Genomic DNA, 16813 nt, shown 5'->3' with positions numbered 1-16813 from the left:
ATGCTGAAATCCATGACCTCCCCCTCCGAGTCTGCGCCGATTGCCCCTGCTCCCACCCCGTCTGACCAGCCCGCTCGCGGTGCGGTCGGGGTGTCGGAGTCCTCGGGTGAAGCGGCACGTGCGACGGGCGTGCCCCGGGTGGTCATCGTCGGCGCGGGACCGCGTGGGCTGTCGGCCCTCGAACGGATCGTGGCCCACAGCGCGGCCACCGGCAGGCGCGTCCAGGTGGACGTCGTGGACCCCTTCCCTCCCGGGCCGGGTCACGTGTGGCGCACGAAACAGTCGCCGCGGTTCCTGATGAACACCCCCAGTCTGTTCCCCACGGTGATCGCCGATGACGGGGTGCTCCCGGTGGACCCCCTGCCCGCCCTGCGGGGTATGAGTTTCGACGCCTGGCGTGCGTCGATTGCCGACGGCTCCCTGGTCCTCGAATCCCTGAACGACGACGACGCCGCCCTGCTGAAGACCATGACGCGCACGGACTTTCCACCCCGCCGGATCTACGGTCTGTACCTGGAATGGGTGTTCACCACGATCCGACGAAATCTCCCGGAGTCGGTGGAACTGCTGGTTCACCGGGACGCCGCGGTGGCGGCGCGACCCGTGGACGCGGGGCGCCACAGGTTCGCGGTGGAGATCGCCGGACAGCAGGAGCTGCCCGCCGACCACGTGGTCCTGGCGCTGGGGCACTTGGACGCGCACCTGCGCCGGGACCAGAAGGACCTGGTGGACGCCGCCGCGGAACACGGTTTGCAGTACCGTCCACCGGCGGTTCCCGGGGACGTGCACTGGGAGGAACTGCCGGCCGGTGAGACGGTCCTGTTCCGCGGGATGGGGTTGAACTTTCACGACGTGGTCACCGAACTGACCGAGGGCCGCGGTGGTCAGTTCGTCGAAGCTCCGGGCGAGGACGGTGCGGGGCGATTGGTGTACCGGCCCTCCGGGCGGGAACCGTTCGTCGTCGTCGGGTCCCGGCGTGGAACGCCGTACCGGGCCAAAGCGGAGATCGACGGGTACTACGCCCGGAGCCTGGACCACAAGTTCCTGACCCCTGAGCGGGTGCGGGAGCTGGCCGACGGTGAGCCGCTGGTATTCGACACGGACCTGTTGCCCCTGGTGCGCAAGGACGCCACCCGCGCCTTCTACCAGACCCTGGCCAGGGTCAGTCCAGGCGCCTTCGACCGGCCCGCGGACCAGTTCCTGGCGGACCTGGACCGCGCGCTCGGACTGGGCGGGCCCGAAGATCCCGAGGACCCGACGCCGTGGGACGTGCACGTGGAGCGTCTGGTCAACCAGGCCGTGGCCTACGAGAACCGGCTCAACATCAAGTGGCAGTCCTATCCCTTCCTGGACGAACGGTTCAGCTCCCACGAGGAGTACGCCGCGGCCCTCGTGCACTGGCTGGACCGCGATGCCGCAGGCTCCGCGGCCGGGGAGGACGATCCCGCCAAGGTCGCCTTCTCGTCACTGAACTGGTCGCGCACGCTGCTCAAGCAGGTGGTGGCCGAGAGGGGGTTGCAGGACGAGTCCTGGTACGAAGAACTCATGCGCGCGTTCTCCCCGCTGGTCGAGGGCCTGGCCTCCGGCCCGCCGGCCTTGCGCATCCGGCAGCTGGCGGCGCTGGCCAGAGCCGGGGTGGTGCGCTTCCTGGGGCCCAATCCCGTGTTCCGTGTGGACACCGAACGCGGTTGCTTCGAGGCGAGTTCCCCCTGGGTGGCGGATGAACCCTTCCGAGCCGGGTGGATGATCGAGGCGATGTCCCCGCCCAACGAGGTGCGCCGCAACGTTTCACCGTTGCTCACCGCCATGCACGAGCACGGCCTGGTCCGCGCCAAGTCGCTGCACGTCGACGACGGCGCCGCTCACGTGGCGGGTCCCGGGCTGGACGTCACCGCCGCACCGTACCGCGCCGTCGGGACGGACGGTCAGGCGCGGGAAGGGGTGTGGGTCCTCGGACTGCAACTGGCCTCGGCCCAATGGGGCACGTCCATCGCAGCCGAGGCGGGAGCCCCCGCCGCGCTGGGCTCGCGGACCTTGGCCGACGCCGACCGGGTCGCGGCAGCCATCCTGGGCTGATGCTTTGCGCAGCAGCACCTTCCGGACGGTACGGGGCTACTGCTTGTGGTCCTGGGAGTCATCGGGCCGGAGGCCCCTGAGGTAGATCTCGACCAGCCACGCGTCCATCTCCTCGTGGGGGAACACCCTGGAGGCAGGCTCCGGCAGTGGGCGGGTGATGGCCCCCAGGCCAATGAAGAACCGCTGCGGCGTCAACGTGGGTTCGATCAGCCCGTGGGACCGGGCGCGATCCAGGACCGGGGTCAGCACCTGCATCAGCCGATCGCGGCGCTCCATGAACGGGCCCAAGTCCTTTTCCGCCAGGGCAGTCGGGGCATTTGAGCCCGTGGCAATCGCACCCGTCCGCAGCGCACCACACCCCCGGACGAACTCCGCCCACGCACCCTGGGGGCCGGCCTCCCAATCAGCCAGAGCCTTGGTCGCCAGGGCCTCGACTTGCTGGGCGATCTCATCCACGATGCCCAGGATCAAGTCCGGACGCTCGGGGAAATGACGGTAGAGAGTCCCGACTCCGACGCCCGCGGTCTGGGCTATCTGACGCGCGGTGAGCGGGCCCGAGGTGGCGGTCGGCGCCATGACCGATCAACTCGAGACCGCCAACCCCGGCGCATTCGAGACCACCACGTATGACTCGGCCGACGAGGTGCGGGACGCGGTCGAGAACCGGGAGGCCATTGGCGGCGTGAGCCTGAGCCCGGAGGGTGCAACGATCACCACGGCTGCCGGGGCCGGGACGCCTTACGCCACCATGCTCACGCAGATGGGCGCGGGCCTGGAACAGAGCGGGCAGTCCGTGACGTACCAGGAAGTGGCACCCATGACCGCCGATGACCCCAACGGCGCGGGCCTGAACGCACTGGGCCTGCCGCTCGTGTTCGGCGGCATGATCTCCGGGGTTCTGCTCTCGACCGTTCTCAAGAACCGCCCCGTGCACAAGATCCTCGGATCCCTTGGGATTGCGGTCTTCGGAGGGGCCGCCGTCGCAGCCGTACTGCAGTTCGGGTTCCACTCCACCGACGGCAATTACTGGCTGCTTGCCGGAGGGGTGTCGTTGGGCATTGCGGCCGTGTCCCTGACGATCCTGGGACTCGAATCCACGTTGGGTAGGGCTGGTCTGGTGCTTGGCGCTCTGGTGATGATGTTCGTTGCGAATCCACTGTCCGGCATGACGGCCGGTGCCGCGTGGCTGCCCCAACCCTGGGGTGCCATCGGCCAGCCCCTGCCGCTGGGTGCCGCCAGCACGTTCATCCGTTCCGCGGCGTACTTCGACGGCGCCGGGGCCGGGAGTGCGCTGACGGTTCTGGTGTACTGGATCGTGCTCGGCCTGGCGCTCATCGTCCTGGGCAGTTTGCGCCGGCGTTCGTCGTCGGTGGCGAAGTGAGGCACTGAGGCAGTTCTGACAGGGAGAGGGCCACGAATCGAGCAGATTCGTGGCTCTCTCCCTGTCAAAGTTCGCCGCTGGGGTAGCCCAGCCGTGACGCGGGTCCTGTTCAGTCGGTATCAGGCCTGAGGCTCGGCCCAGCACAGACAGAAGGGGTGGCCTGCCGGATCGGCGTAGACCTGGAAGCCCATGGGGGAGTCCAGGTCCTCCGCGGTTTGGAGCAGGGTGGCGCCCAATTGCACAACCTCCTTGTGTGCCGCCTCCAGGGCATCGCGTTCCACATAGAGGTCGAGGTGGATCTGCTGTTGCTGATCACCCGAGGGCCACTGCGGCGCCTGGTGGGTCGGCGACCATTGGATGCCGAGTTCCTCCCGCCCGTCGACAACGACGGTGTGCCAGTCCACCTCTTCATGATTGACCATGCCGCGTTCGACCGTGCCGCCCAGGACCGCGGCCCAGAAGGTGCTCTCCGCCTCGATGTCGGTGGCATCGAGAACCGGGTACTTCTTGATGATTTCCATGGGACGTCCTCCTCACGCTCGAGTGTGGGCTCGGGGAACCGGTCCATACAAGATTCTTGGACGGCGGGCGTCCGAATCGTATGGCTCACCAGCCTCACTCGAGTGAAAAGAACCACACGACGAAGATCATCAGCCCGATGACACTGATCATCATGGCGGCAACCGCCCGTCCGGTGCCCAGCAGGAAGATTTCCGCCCTGCGGTTCTGTCGATATGCCAGGGCCCCGAACCAAAGTCCGAAAAGTGAGAACAGAGCCCCGCCAGGCAGGCCGACGATGGAAAGCGCGAGTGCGACCGTAGCGAGGCGATTCCGTGGTGGCTTGGAGCGCCGCCGTTGCTTGGCACCTTCGCGCTTCAACGCCGCGCCCATGAGTAATTGCGAGCCGTTGAGTGCGAGGTCCACATCGCACCGTTTATCACCCAGTTCGTTGAACATGGCCCGTAAATGACCCTCTGGCCATGCCTGCACAGGTAAAACGTCGGTGACTAGCTCATGGTCTTCCAGCATGACAATCCCGGCCCGTGCCGTCACTTTGGAGATCAAGTCGATCGAAAAGGCTGCCCCGTCTCGGGGGTACACCACCAGTCGGCGTTCTGCGTCATAACGCGCGGCTGTCACTACGTCTCGGTCGTCCTTCTCCCGTCTAGTGAGCGCAAGCGCGATGCGTTGATGGGCCTTGTCTGGGGGCAATGCCGATCTCTGCTCCCGTGCCCATTCGGCGGTGGTCCTTGATTGCGCCTCAGGCCCACCGTCACTCGGCAGCAATACCGGTGGTTCACCCGCAAGGTGCGAAACCTCGGCTGCCGCAATGCCACGGGGTAACTTCCCAAATCCGCCACGCGGCAGATCAAGGTAAACGTCGTCCTCCATCCCCTTGACTGCACGGATGCCGCTGAACGTCACCGCTGTGCCACCCGGGCGAATCAGTCGCAGTGCGCGGTCATACACTTCGACCGCCATCGGGCCTGGGCCGTATAGGCTGCGCAGCCGGTTCACATCGGACAGCTGGGACGCCCGACCGGACCGGATCAGCTTGATAACCACTGCACCTGCCAGAGAGGCGGAGAGGGTCGGAAAGGCGATGGCGGCCCACAACAATGGCTGCCAGGTGCTTTGAACCAAGCTCCACACACCGGCAACCACCACGAGCACAATCAGGGTAGGAACGGCAGCAATTAGCACAATGAAACCCGTGGTGCGCATGCCTCCCTGAGTGACGAAGCTCAGAAGCAGACTCCTCCGGTTATGTCGGGGGGCAAATGTCGACTGCGTCGAGCTCCACTCCTGATCGGAAATCTCTACCTCCCGACGAAAGCGGAGCGGCCCGGGGCCGGAGTCACCATCATTGGGGTATCGCTGCTGGTCGTTTATAGGGGAGTCCTGCACGGCGACAGGATACAGAGGGGGGCAGTGGGCGCTCGCCCACGACTTCGTCGTCGTTATGCCGTCAGCCAGAACGATCATGAGTGTGGCGCGCGGGGCGCGCGCCGTTGATTATCCAGGCAAGGGCATCCTCGCGCGGTCAGGCCGTTGCCAGCAAACACACGGAGGCAGCGTTCACCACCGCGCTGCGCCCGGACTTGGCCCGATTCGTGACCGACTGCTTCCGGAACAAAGCTGAAAAAGCAAGCAGGGCCCGCGACTGCAGCCTACGAGACATCGCCGCACACTTCGAGGGTCAGTTCTTCTCGAGCAGGTGGTTCGGCAGCCGGTTGCCCGGCGCGCGGCCGCGGATTTCCAGCATGTCCCGCGCCAACTGCCACAGGCGCTTGTCCTCCGACGACGATGGTTCCCACCGTGGCACCGGAACTGATGTTCCCTCGTCGTCGCGGGCGACCATCACGGTGATGCAGTTGGTCGTCACGCGGAGGTCGCCACTCTTGGGGTCGCCCGAACGGACCTCCACCCAGACGTGCATGCCCTTGCTGCCGGTGTAGATCAGGCGGGCATCGACCTCGACCAGGTCTCCGATGTGCAGCGGCTGCAGGAATCGGATGCCACCGGAGAACACCGCCACCGTGTCCTGACCGCAGTAGCGGCTGGAACACAGATGGGCGGCGGAGTCGATCCACTCCATCACGATGCCGCCGTGGACCTTCCCGCCCCAGTTCACATCGGTGGGTGCCGCCAGGAAGCGGAGGACCACGCGCTCCGCGGTGCCCTCACCGGCGGGTTCCTGGCTGTTGAGCAGGGCGGTGATTTCGTTGCGCACGGGCACGCGATCCAGTGCGTACTGCTGGGCGAGTTCCTGTTCCAGGGACTGCGGCTCGAACCGCGGGACCTCGGTGGACTTCCCGTTGCCGTCGACCGCCACGAAGATCACCAGGCAGCGGGCGCGTTCCTCGAGTTGTCCGGTCTTGGGATCGCCCGATCGCACCACGGTGTTGATGTGCATGGACGAGCGCCCGGTGTGCAGGACGGTGCCGGTGACCTCGACCATCTCGCCCACCTGGACGGGGTAGCGGAAGTGGATGTTGCCCACGTAGGCAGTCACACAGTAGGACCCGGACCAGGCCGTGGCCGCGGCGAAGGCCGCCTTGTCCACCCATTCGAGAACCCGGCCTGCGTCCACGGTGCCGGAATGGCCCAGGTCGGTGGGTGCGGCCAGGAAGCGCAGCGTCACCTCGTGGCGGCGGTCGTGGGCGGAGGATGGCGACGGCGTCGTTGCGGTGTCCATGGGAGTCAAGTTACCCGCTGGCCGGAAACGTTGTGCTCAGATCAGGGTGTAGGCCTTGTCAGGATTGCCGCGGGTATATCGCCGTCGATAACCCTGGCTGTAGGGTCGGTTCATGGACATCAGAGCCCAGCGCCTGGCCGCAGGGATGAGTCAAGCTGAGCTGGCGCAGGCAGCGAACGTGGCGCAACCCAACTTGTCCGCCTACGAGAACCGCCGGCGGACACCAACGCCAGAAGTGCTCCACCGCATTGCGCAAGCACTACGGAAGAGGCCGTCGGCGCGCGTTGCAGAACATCGCCAAACGGTCTTGGAGATCGTGGCGCGCCACCGCGCCGCGGCGCCGCGCATCTTCGGCTCGGTGGCCCGCGGGGAGGATGACGACGAATCCGATCTGGACATCTTGGTGGATTTCGCTCCGGACGCGACGCTGTTTGACGAGGTCGGGCTTCGGGTGGACCTGCAGGAGCTGCTGGATGTCAGAGTGGACGTGGTTGCCTCCGACTCCTTGCGCGGAGAGATCCGCTCACGGGTCTTGGCCGAAGCGGTCCCGCTGTGAACCAGCACGAGCGGAAAGCATTGGACACCCTGACGCAGATCGTCGCCGTCTGCGACGTCTTGGACCAGATGACCAAAGATGGATCGGCCGTTTTCCTCGCTGACATCCGGTCACAGTGGGCAGCGGAAATGGGGCTCATTCGAATCGGGGAATACGTGAATCGCCTGCCGGTGGAACTGCTGAGGCAATACCCGGAGCAGCCCTGGCGGACGGTGGTGGCCATGCGCAACTTTGCAGCCCATCAGTACGACGACCTTGAACCGCGGCGTGTATGGCAAACCCTTGTGGTCAACATCCCATCCCTGCGCGACTACGTTTCCACCGTGATCATTCCAGGGCTCGGGAACGCTGCACAGCCGGACGGCGACACCGCAAAATCCCACGGGTGACTTCGAGTCCATCCAGCTGGACTGATCTTCCGCCCATGAGACCGCCCGGGTACGACGAAGGCCCCGAGTCCCGCGTGATTTCGCGGTTCTCGGGGCCTTTGCCGAATGCGGAAGGTGTAGGATTCGAACCTACGGTACGGGGTTACCGCACACCGGTTTTCAAGACCGGCTCCTTCGGCCGCTCGGACAACCTTCCATGTAGCGAGTCGGCTTCCACCGCCCGTACGGGGAAACACATTAGCACACCCGGTGGTACGGCGGCCCCGCCAGCGGTGCCACCGGCATCGCCCACCGGTACACCCGAGCTAGAGGTCAGGAGCGCCCATGCGAGTCGTCGTGAACAGCCGGCCGGGAGGCCCTGAGGTCCTGGACGTGCAGGAGCGGACACCTTCGGAGCTGCCTTCGGACGGGGTGCGCATCAAGGTCGCGGCCGCGGGGATCAACCGGGCCGATGTCCTCCAGAGAGAAGGTAATTACAAGATTCCGCAGGGGGTGTCAGAGGTCCTCGGCCTGGAGGTCTCCGGCACCGTCGTCGAGGTCGGCCCCGACGTCGACCCTGACTCCGGGATCGAACACGGCGCGGAGGTGTGCGCCCTGGTGGACTCCGGGGGCTACTCGGATGAGGTGGTGGCTCCCGCCGCGCAGGTGCTGCCCGTCCCGTCCGCTGTCACGCTGGAAGAAGCTGCGGGCCTGCCCGAGGTGGCCGCCACCGTGTGGTCCAACATCTTCATGGAGGCTCGCGCGCAGGAGGGCGAGACCGTTCTGATCCACGGGGGTTCCGGAGGTGTGGGAACCGCGGCGATCCAGATCTGCAAGGCCGCGGGACTGCGGGTCCTGACCACCGTGGGCAGCGCCGAGAAAGCGGCCTACGCGCAGCGGCTGGGTGCCGAGCCGATTCGATACGACGTCGAGGACTTCGCCGCCCGGGTCAAAGAACTGACCGACGCCAGGGGAGTGGACGTGATCCTGGATGTCGTCGGCCCGGACTACCTGGAGGGCAACCTCAAGTCCCTCGCGGTGGACGGGCGGCTGGTGATCATCGGCATCCGCGGGCGAACCGGCCAGATCGACCTGGGTCGACTGGTGGCCAAGAGGCTGCACGTGGCCGGCACCGCCCTGCGCCCGCGACCGGCGGCTCAGAAGGCGCACATCATGCAACAGGTCCGCGACCACGTCTGGCCCATGATCGAGCGCGGCCAGGTCCACGTGGTGGTGGACCGCATGTTCATGTTGAGCCAAGTTACCGAGGCCCACGAGTACTTCGATTCCGGTGCGCACAAAGGCAAGGTGCTGCTGCGCCCGTGATGATCCCTGCTCACACGGCATCCGTGGTGGCCCGTGGTTGACCGAGCGGACCGACGGCGCAACGGTGCTCAGGCCTGGGCCACGGCAATCGACATGTTCCGCGTCACAATTGAGCCTAGACTCACGGTGTCTAGAGGCTGACCACACCCCTCAAACGAGCAGCCTCAACCTTCCTCAGGAGCATCATGAGCACCACAGTTCATCCCCCGAGCGGCGGTGGTTCCGGGTCGCAACCCGACATGGAACTGCCCCCGGTCGCCGTCGACCCCGAAGTCCTGGAAGCGGAACACCGCCGCTGGACCCCCGCCAAGATCGCCATGTGGGTGGCCATCGCACTCCTGGGCGGCGTTGCCTGGGCCATGATCGCGATTGTCCGTGGCGAGACCATCAACGCGATCTGGTTCGTGCTGGCGGCCGTGTGCAGTTACCTGATTGCGTACCGGTTCTACGCCAAGTTCATCGAGGCCAAGTTGGTCCAACCCGATGACACCCGGGCGACCCCCGCGGAGTACAAGGCCAACGGTCGCGACTACCTGGCCACGGACCGTCGGGTCCTCTACGGCCACCACTTCGCCGCGATCGCCGGTGCCGGACCCCTGGTCGGCCCCGTACTGGCAGCTCAGATGGGTTACCTGCCCGGCACCATCTGGATCGTCGTCGGCGTGATCCTGGCCGGTGCCGTCCAGGACTACCTGGTGCTGTTCTTCTCCATGCGCCGCGGCGGCCGTTCCCTGGGCCAGATGGCCCGGGAGGAACTGGGCGTGGTGGGAGGCTGGGCCGCGATCATCGCGACCCTGACCATCATGGTCATCATCGTGGCCATCCTGGCCCTGGTGGTGGTCAACGCCCTGGGTGAATCCCCGTGGGGCGTCTTCTCCGTGGGCATGACCATCCCGATCGCGCTCTTCATGGGCCTGTACCTGCGCTACATCCGCCCCGGCAAGGTCATGGAGATCTCCGTGATCGGCTTCGCCCTGCTCATGCTGGCGATCGTGGCCGGTGGTTGGGTTGCAGAGTCCTCGTGGGGTGCCGAGCTCTTCACCCTGGAGCGCACCACCCTGGCGTGGCTGGTGATCGCCTACGGTTTCATTGCAGCGATCTTGCCCGTGTGGCTGCTGCTCTCCCCGCGCGACTACCTCTCGACCTTCATGAAGGTCGGCGTGATCGTGTTGCTGGCGCTGGCGATCGTCGTCGTACGTCCCGAGATTTCGGTGCCCGCCGTGTCCGAATTCGCCGGGCGCAGTGACGGACCCGTGTTCGCGGGCGCACTGTTCCCGTTCCTGTTCGTGACCATCGCCTGCGGTGCGCTGTCCGGGTTCCACGCCCTGATCGCCTCCGGAACCACCCCCAAGATGGTGGAGAAGGAACGCCAGACCCGCATGATCGGCTACGGCGGCATGCTCATGGAGTCCTTCGTGGCGATCATGGCCCTGGTGGCGGCGATCTCCATCGACCGCGGCATCTACTTCGCCATGAACTCCTCGGCAGCAGCGACCGGCGGAACAGTCGAAGGCGCCGTGGCCTGGGTGAACTCCCTGGGCCTGACCGGCGTCAACGTCACACCGGAGATGCTTCAGGGCACCGCCGACGCCGTGGGTGAGGAGACCATCGTCTCCCGCACGGGGGGCGCACCCACCCTGGCCGTGGGGCTGTCCCACATCATGCAGCAGTGGTTCGGCGGGCCCGGGCTGATGAGCTTCTGGTACCACTTCGCGATCATGTTCGAAGCCCTGTTCATCCTGACCGCGGTCGACGCCGGTACGCGTGTGGCCCGCTTCATGCTGCAGGACTCCCTGGGCAACTTCGTTCCCAAGTTCGCGGACACCAACTGGCGGCTGGGCTCCTGGCTCACGACGGCGATCATGGTCGCTGGGTGGGGCTCCATCCTGATCCTGGGTGTGACCGACCCCCTAGGAGGGATCAACACGTTCTTCCCGCTGTTCGGCATCGCCAACCAGTTGCTCGCGGCGATCGCGCTGTCCGTGTGCCTTGCCATCGCTGCGTCGCGCGGAAGCTTCAAGTACCTCTGGATCATCGTGATCCCACTGGTTTTCGACCTGGTGGTCACCGTGGTGGGTTCGTACCAGAAGATCTTCTCGGACAACCCCGCCGTCGGGTATTGGGCCAACCACAACGCGTTCAAGCAAGCGCTGGCTGCGGGCGAAACCAGCCACGGTACGGCCAAGACCGTGGAGGCCATGGAGGCCGTGGTGCGCAACACCGCGGTCCAGGGCACCCTGTCGATCGTGTTCGTGGTGCTCTCCCTGATCGTGGCCATCACCGCGATCCTGCGCACCATCCGCTGCTTCCGCGAACGCACACCGGAGGTCCACGAGGACCCCTACGTGCCCTCCAAGTTCTTCGCCCCGGCCGGATTCGTTCCCACCGCCGCGGAGAAGGACCTGGAGAACCAATGGGCAGAGCTCCCGTTGGAGGTTCGCACGCCGGGAGCCGCGCACGGTCACGGGCACGGCCACTGACGTTCGCGTCGGCAGGGCCGGTCACATCGACTCACGGTTCGACGACGGCGCCACCCGGCGTCGTCGTCGAACCCACCGAACGGGTTGGGCCTTCGAGGCCCCGTCCCGTGGATTGAATCAACTGAGAGGAGCCGAGTCACAGTGAATGCACTCAACGCGGTGCTGGCCTCGACGGGTCGGCGCGCGGGGCAGGCCAGGCGCTGGTTCTCCGGGGTCATGGGTGCCGACAAGTACCAGCGCTACCGGGAGTTCCACGCCGCACACGGGCAGCCCGGTGAAGCGCCCATGACGGAACGGGAGTTCTGGCGGGACTGGCAGGACTATCAGGAGAAGAACCCGCAGGGCCGTTGTTGCTGACGGTCTGAGAACATGTGACCACCATGAGCTTCTTCAGCGAACACATTGCCGCACGCCGGGACGAGAAAGAACTCGGCCGGGGCGCTTGGCGGCGGGCACACGACCGGTTCCGGCGCGGACTGGACCGGTTCCACCAGGTGCTCGAGCAGTTCCAGGATCCTGCCGTGCTGGACGCCGTGGTGCCCGTGGCCAACGAACTCGCGGACCTGCTGCCCAGGGTGCGGGGTCTGTGTTCCCGCTTGCAGACTCTCGCCCCCGCGGACACGGAGGACATCCCGCCGTCGGAGGGTGGGTGGCTTCACGACGTCCACCGTGAACTCTCCCGTGCGGGCAACGATTTGGCGCAGGCGGCCGAAGCGCTCGCGATGGCCCGATTCCACGGGCAGGGGACTGCGACGGATTCGAGTCAGCGGCCTGATGCGGCCCGCTTGCGGCCCGATGCCATTGCTCGACGTGCGGCGGCCGTGGCCGAACGGGTCGACCGGGCGGAGCAACTCTTCACGCTGCACGATTCCTGAATCCTTCAGGTCGGCGTCGAACGGCCGGCTGGAGCAGGTCAGAAGCTGTTCGGCGACCAGTCGTAGTCCGAACGACGTGAGCGCTCGAAACGGTAGGACATGAAACCGGTGACGGTCACGGGGCTCGTCGTTCCCGTGTTGGTCACTCTCAGCAGCAACACGTCCCCCGCGTCGAGTTTCTCGGCCCGGGTCCACCAGGGTGCCTGATAGCCGATGTCGAAGGCACGGTCCAGAGCGTTGGTCTGCAGCCCGCCCACCCGGCTGTTCGTCCGTGGGTTCCACACTTCCACGACGGCGGTGTTCGGGCCTGAGACGATGTACCGGCCCATGTCAAAGACCACGAGGTCCCGGCGTCGTCGTGGGACCCGCAGGTGGCCAAGAACAGCGGAAGATCCGGGGTCAACCGTGGCAGTTCCATGCAGACGTTCCGTGGGCATGGCGCCGATTTCGCGCCGGTCTCTGCCTTCGACGGCAATCCCGGTGGACATCGTGGCCGCGAAGTACCCAGACCAGTTGGACGAGAAGAACCGCGAGTTCATCCAGAACCGCGACTTGCCGTCCCGTGGACCCACGCATTGCACCGACAGCGGCCCGCCCCACTCACCTTGCCCGGGGACGGTGCCGACCTCATGGACCTCCAGACCTTCGTCACCCACGATGTACAGGTGACAAGCGGTGTCGATGTTGGTGTAGGCGCTGTCATTGGATCCGGACATCATCCAGCGTGTGCCCTGGGGGTCCAGCGGCCAGGCCCACCAGTTGCTCGAGTTGGTCCGGAACGTCTTCTCCACCTGCGGGTTGGTGGCACCGATCTGGTCCCTTGCCATCCGGAAGATGCCCAGTTCCGAGGAATTGTCCGTGCCCCACACGATGTGATCTGGGAAGAACATCAAGTCGATCGCACAGGCCAGATAATTGGGAACCTGGGTGTTGAGCAGGACCGGTTCTACACCGGTGCCGTCAGCGGTCACCCGGTAAATGCCACCACCGGGCTGTAGGTCACCCACGGTCAGGTAGAGGCTCTGGGAATACTGGTCCCAGGTGATCGAGTGGATGTGACGGGTGACGGGTTGCCCAGTGGTCGAGGACATCCCGGGAAAGACATGGAACACGCTCCAATTCACCCCTTGGTCCGTGGAACGCCACAGGCGCAACTCGGGCACGCGGTCGGCCCCGGACGGCAGGTAGGCACCGAAGTAGAGGTGTCCCGAATTGGGATCACGTCCCATTGAAGTGGCGCCCAGGGGCTGGTCCCCGGTGACCAACGTTCCGGATGCGGCGTTCGTCCAGGTCCGCCCGCCGTCCGCGGAATACATGGGTTGCATGACCGGTGCCGTGAATGTTCCCACGTTACCCATCGCGACGATCCGTTGGAGGTCTGTGTCCGGAATGGGCATGAAGACGTCTTTGTATCCCGGGATGGGGTCGTTCGGCCCCGGGGAGTGGAGCCGCACCCAGTCCACTCCGGAAGACTGGGTTCGCATCAGGAAACCGTCCTGGTGCACGGCGTATGCGTTGTCGCCGTCGCCCCAGATGATGCGCAAGGGAAAGGCGTCTGCGGGGAAGGTGCGTACTGCCGTGATGGTCGGTTGGCGTTGCCGCGGTGGTTGGTCTCCGGAGATGTCCAACAGGGTTGCTCCCTCGGCCACCGGTGTGTTGTTTTCAGGGGTCGGCGTTGTCATCCCGATGCCTCCTCATCGATTGGCATTTCGGCCAGTCTGAAGGCAGCGGCGGCATGGGACCAGAGATGTGGGCGGAAGTGTCCAACCTGTGTGACGAAGGTATGGGCGGAGCGTGTGGAGGGTTCTGAGCCCTGGCGTCTGATCGGTGCGGCACTCGGGCGTTCCATGAGACGAAAGGAGCCCGGTACCGCGGGGTACCGGGCTCCTTGACCGAGCCGCCTGCCGGAATCGAACCGGCGACCTATTCATTACGAGTGAATCGCTCTACCGACTGAGCTAAGGCGGCGCACAAAAGTGCGGCGCTGCGAACAGCGCGCACGACACTTTAGCACCGCCGCGGGTCAGCACCACAAATCACCCGGGGTTCGGCTCGGGGATCTTCAGGGTTGGGTGTCATCCGCGCACGTGAACGACTGTTCTCCCAGCGTTCACCCGGCCGTCGACCCCAGGTCGGACCTGGGATTGTCCGCCCCTGGACGATGTGTGCTTCGGGATATTCCACGCACACGAACGCGGCGGTGAGTTATGGGGCACGACCTCACCCGTGGCCTGAAACTGGCCTTCATCGACATGTCAGGGACGACCTTCCAGGACAACGGGTTGATGGAGCGCGCCTTCATTCGGACCGTCCAGGACCTGGGTGTGGATACGGGCTCCCTGCGTTTCGCCGGGATGCTGGCGTATCTGCGGGACACGCTGGGACAGTCCAAGGTCCGGGTCTTCCAGCAGCTCTTCCAGGGCGACCCCGCCACGGCCATCCGCGCCACCCACGAGTTCGAACGGCAACTGGACGAGTTGTTGAGCGCGGAGGGCGTCCAGCCCGTCGAGGGTGCGGCGGAATCCATCGAAAGACTGCACAAGGCCGGCCTCAAGGTCTGTTTGGCCACCGGGTACAACCGGCACAGCCAGAACATGATCCTGGAGTCCCTGGGGTGGATGGGTCTGGCCGACCTGAGCCTGTGCCCGGCGGATGCGGGACGCGGCCGGCCTTACCCGGACATGATCCTGACTGCGTTGCTGGCGCTGGACATCGGCGACGTCCGGGAGGTCATGGTCGTGGGGGACACCACGGCCGACATGCAGGCCGGGACGCGGGCCGGGGCCGGTTTGAAGGTGGGTGTGCTCACGGGTGCGCACCTGGGGCCGGCGTTGAAGTCGGCCGGGGCGGACGTGGTGGTCGATTCCATCCGCGCCGTCCCTGCACTGCTGCAGTTGCCGAGCTCGCACCGCGATTCGGGCTCGCACGGTTCCAGGGGAGAGTCCGTCCGCCGCCTGGCGATGCCCGGGTGACGCTGGGGATATCCGGGAACGACGGCGGTGCCCACCTCGCGGACGGCTAGTAGGGGCCCGTTATCGGGTGGCGCCGGTCAGCTCGCGGCGCACACCGTCCCCTGGTCCGGCAGGTCGCCGTCGACCAGATAGGTGTTGACGGCGGAGATCACGCACGAGTTCCCGCTCGTGTACGCACCGTGGCCCCAGCCGTCGTAGGTCAGCAGACGGGCATTGCCCAGCTGCTCGGTCAGGGCTTCCGCCCACGGATACGGCGTGGCCGGGTCGTGGCGGGTTCCCACCACCAGGATCTGCGAGTCACCGTCGTACTCGGCCGCGGCCGGTTGATCCACGGACTCCACCGGCCAGCCCTGGCACGCTGCGTCCGAGTAGCCCAGGAACTCACCGAAGGTCGGTGAGACTTCGTTCAGTTCGTCCTGGTTCCGGGCCATCTGTTCGTCGGTCACCGCGTCGGCGTCGTAGTCCAGACAATTGACGGCGGCGAAGGCCACGCTCGAATTGCCGCGGTAGCTTCCGTCGGCCTCCCGCCCGTGGTTCGAGTCCGAGATCTTCAGCAACGCCGTGTAGTCGCCGCCCTGCGCATCCACCAGCGCTTGGTTGAGGGTCGAGTACCCGGAGGGGGAGTACAGCGGGACCAGAACCCCCTCGACGGCGGAGACCGACGAGACCTCGCGCCCGTCGTCCGCGGTCACGGACCCGTCCCGGGTGCGGTCGATGATGCTCTGGATCTCCTCCAGCCCGTCGTCCACGGATCCGTCGGTGAAGCACTCGCTGTTGGTCTCCGTGCAGTCCTCCACGAAATGCCGGAGGGTTTCCTCGAAGGACGCGGCCTGGCCCACCGTGACCTCGGAATTGGTCAGCTCGGGATCCACGGCGCCGTCCAACACGAACCGCCCCACGCGGTCCGGGAACAGGCCCGCGTAGGTCGAGCCGATCTGCGTCCCGTAGGAGAACCCCACGTAGTTCGTGGTCGCATCACCCAGGACGGCGCGCATGACATCCATGTCCCGCGCCACGGATTCCGTGTCCATGTGCTCCAGAACGGGGCCTGAGTTCTCCTCGCAGGCCTGACCGACGTCCCCGTACTCCGAGCGGAGGTCGTCCAGGGACTCGGTCTCCGGATCGAAAGCCGACTCGGCGCGCCACTCGTCCACCTCGGCGTCATCCAGACACTCGATCCCGTCGGAGCGGTAAACCCCGCGGGGGTCGAAGGAGACCAGGTCGTAGTTCTCCTGGACGTCCTCGTCGAAGTACGCGGGCGCCGCTTGCATGAGGTCCACACCCGACCCGCCGGGTCCGCCGGGGTTCATCAGCAATGATCCCTTACTGGCGTTCCCGCCGGAGGTCGACCGGGCCATGACCACGGTGGTGGTTTCACCCTCCGGGTCGGAGTAGTCCACGGGCACGGTCAGGTCCGCGCACTCGAGGTCCGACCCGCGGGTGACGTCCTGGCAGTCACCCCAGGTGATCTCCTGTTCGTAGGACTCGGCCAGCGCCGGGTCCGTACCGTCCAGGGCCGCCGAATCAGCCGTCGAGGTCTCCTTGGGGGCGCAGCCGGCCAGGGCGAGCACGGTGGCCAT

At 66.1% G+C, this 16813-nt stretch carries 15 protein-coding genes and 2 tRNA genes; 9 read left to right on the top strand and 8 right to left on the bottom strand.

Features of this window, described 5'->3' with window-relative positions:
- The first annotated feature begins 12 nt into the window (after positions 1-12).
- A complete protein-coding gene (locus tag EDL96_RS11290; protein WP_123826194.1) occupies positions 13-2076 on the top strand; it encodes an FAD/NAD(P)-binding protein in 2064 nt (687 codons plus the stop codon).
- Positions 2077-2112: 36 nt separating this feature from the next.
- Here EDL96_RS11290 and EDL96_RS11285 read toward each other — a convergent pair whose 3' ends face one another.
- A complete protein-coding gene (locus EDL96_RS11285) occupies positions 2113-2652 on the bottom strand; it encodes a TetR/AcrR family transcriptional regulator (RefSeq protein WP_123826192.1) in 540 nt (179 codons plus the stop codon).
- Here EDL96_RS11285 and EDL96_RS11280 point away from each other — a divergent pair.
- On the top strand, positions 2651-3457 hold the full coding sequence (locus EDL96_RS11280) for an ABC transporter permease (RefSeq protein ID WP_123826190.1): 807 nt from the start codon (positions 2651-2653) through the stop codon (positions 3455-3457). The two genes, EDL96_RS11285 and EDL96_RS11280, sit on opposite strands and share 2 nt — an antisense overlap.
- Before the next feature lie 119 nt (positions 3458-3576).
- Here the strand turns inward: EDL96_RS11280 and EDL96_RS11275 are convergent, their stop codons facing one another.
- The 3 genes from EDL96_RS11275 to EDL96_RS11265 form a co-directional block, all read right to left on the bottom strand.
- Positions 3577-3978: a VOC family protein gene (locus tag EDL96_RS11275; protein ID WP_123826188.1), complete on the bottom strand. Its 402-nt coding sequence runs from the start codon at positions 3976-3978 to the stop codon at positions 3577-3579.
- A 94-nt stretch (positions 3979-4072) separates the two neighbouring features.
- On the bottom strand, positions 4073-5182 hold the full coding sequence (locus EDL96_RS11270) for a DUF4190 domain-containing protein (protein ID WP_123826186.1): 1110 nt from the start codon (positions 5180-5182) through the stop codon (positions 4073-4075).
- 475 nt (positions 5183-5657) lie between these two features.
- The gene (locus EDL96_RS11265; protein ID WP_123826184.1) at positions 5658-6656 is read right to left on the bottom strand and encodes an acyl-CoA thioesterase; all 999 of its coding nucleotides are present in this window, start codon (positions 6654-6656) and stop codon (positions 5658-5660) included.
- Between the two features lie 112 nt (positions 6657-6768).
- Here EDL96_RS11265 and EDL96_RS11260 point away from each other — a divergent pair, with 112 nt between their 5' ends.
- Complete coding sequence (locus EDL96_RS11260) at positions 6769-7212, top strand: helix-turn-helix domain-containing protein (protein ID WP_123826182.1); 444 nt, start codon at positions 6769-6771, stop codon at positions 7210-7212.
- A 20-nt stretch (positions 7213-7232) separates the two neighbouring features.
- The gene (locus tag EDL96_RS11255; protein WP_123826180.1) at positions 7233-7601 is read left to right on the top strand and encodes a HepT-like ribonuclease domain-containing protein; all 369 of its coding nucleotides are present in this window, start codon (positions 7233-7235) and stop codon (positions 7599-7601) included.
- Between the two features lie 108 nt (positions 7602-7709).
- Here the strand turns inward: EDL96_RS11255 and EDL96_RS11250 are convergent.
- Positions 7710-7797 (bottom strand) — tRNA-Ser (locus tag EDL96_RS11250).
- Between the two features lie 128 nt (positions 7798-7925).
- On the opposite strand from EDL96_RS11250, the gene EDL96_RS11245 reads away from it, so the two are divergent.
- From EDL96_RS11245 to EDL96_RS11230, 4 genes are all read left to right on the top strand, one after another.
- Positions 7926-8906 (top strand): NAD(P)H-quinone oxidoreductase, encoded by a 981-nt coding sequence (locus tag EDL96_RS11245; protein WP_123826178.1) that lies wholly within the window; start codon positions 7926-7928, stop codon positions 8904-8906.
- A 185-nt stretch (positions 8907-9091) separates the two neighbouring features.
- Positions 9092-11386: a carbon starvation CstA family protein gene (locus EDL96_RS11240; protein ID WP_123826176.1), complete on the top strand. Its 2295-nt coding sequence runs from the start codon at positions 9092-9094 to the stop codon at positions 11384-11386.
- A gap of 141 nt (positions 11387-11527) precedes the next feature.
- A complete protein-coding gene (locus EDL96_RS11235) occupies positions 11528-11743 on the top strand; it encodes a YbdD/YjiX family protein (protein WP_123826174.1) in 216 nt (71 codons plus the stop codon).
- 23 nt (positions 11744-11766) lie between these two features.
- Positions 11767-12261, top strand: coding sequence for a hypothetical protein (locus tag EDL96_RS11230; RefSeq protein ID WP_123826172.1), 495 nt, complete (start codon positions 11767-11769; stop codon positions 12259-12261).
- A 38-nt stretch (positions 12262-12299) separates the two neighbouring features.
- Here EDL96_RS11230 and EDL96_RS11225 read toward each other — a convergent pair whose 3' ends face one another.
- Complete coding sequence (locus EDL96_RS11225; RefSeq protein ID WP_123826170.1) at positions 12300-13943, bottom strand: beta propeller repeat protein; 1644 nt, start codon at positions 13941-13943, stop codon at positions 12300-12302.
- Positions 13944-14156: 213 nt separating this feature from the next.
- Positions 14157-14229, bottom strand: a tRNA-Thr gene (locus tag EDL96_RS11220).
- Between the two features lie 239 nt (positions 14230-14468).
- Between EDL96_RS11220 and EDL96_RS11215 the strand changes: the two genes are divergently transcribed.
- Positions 14469-15233: an HAD-IA family hydrolase gene (locus EDL96_RS11215; protein WP_123826168.1), complete on the top strand. Its 765-nt coding sequence runs from the start codon at positions 14469-14471 to the stop codon at positions 15231-15233.
- A gap of 77 nt (positions 15234-15310) precedes the next feature.
- On the opposite strand, the gene EDL96_RS11210 is transcribed toward EDL96_RS11215, so the two are convergent.
- Positions 15311-16813 (bottom strand): alpha/beta hydrolase, encoded by a 1503-nt coding sequence (locus EDL96_RS11210; RefSeq protein ID WP_123826166.1) that lies wholly within the window; start codon positions 16811-16813, stop codon positions 15311-15313.

The sequence above is a fragment of the Kocuria soli genome, assembly GCF_003797835.1.
Taxonomy (GTDB): domain Bacteria; phylum Actinomycetota; class Actinomycetes; order Actinomycetales; family Micrococcaceae; genus Kocuria; species Kocuria soli.
The sequence above is the reverse complement of the archived record's forward strand: the minus strand, read 5'-3'. Positions and strand labels throughout refer to the sequence as shown.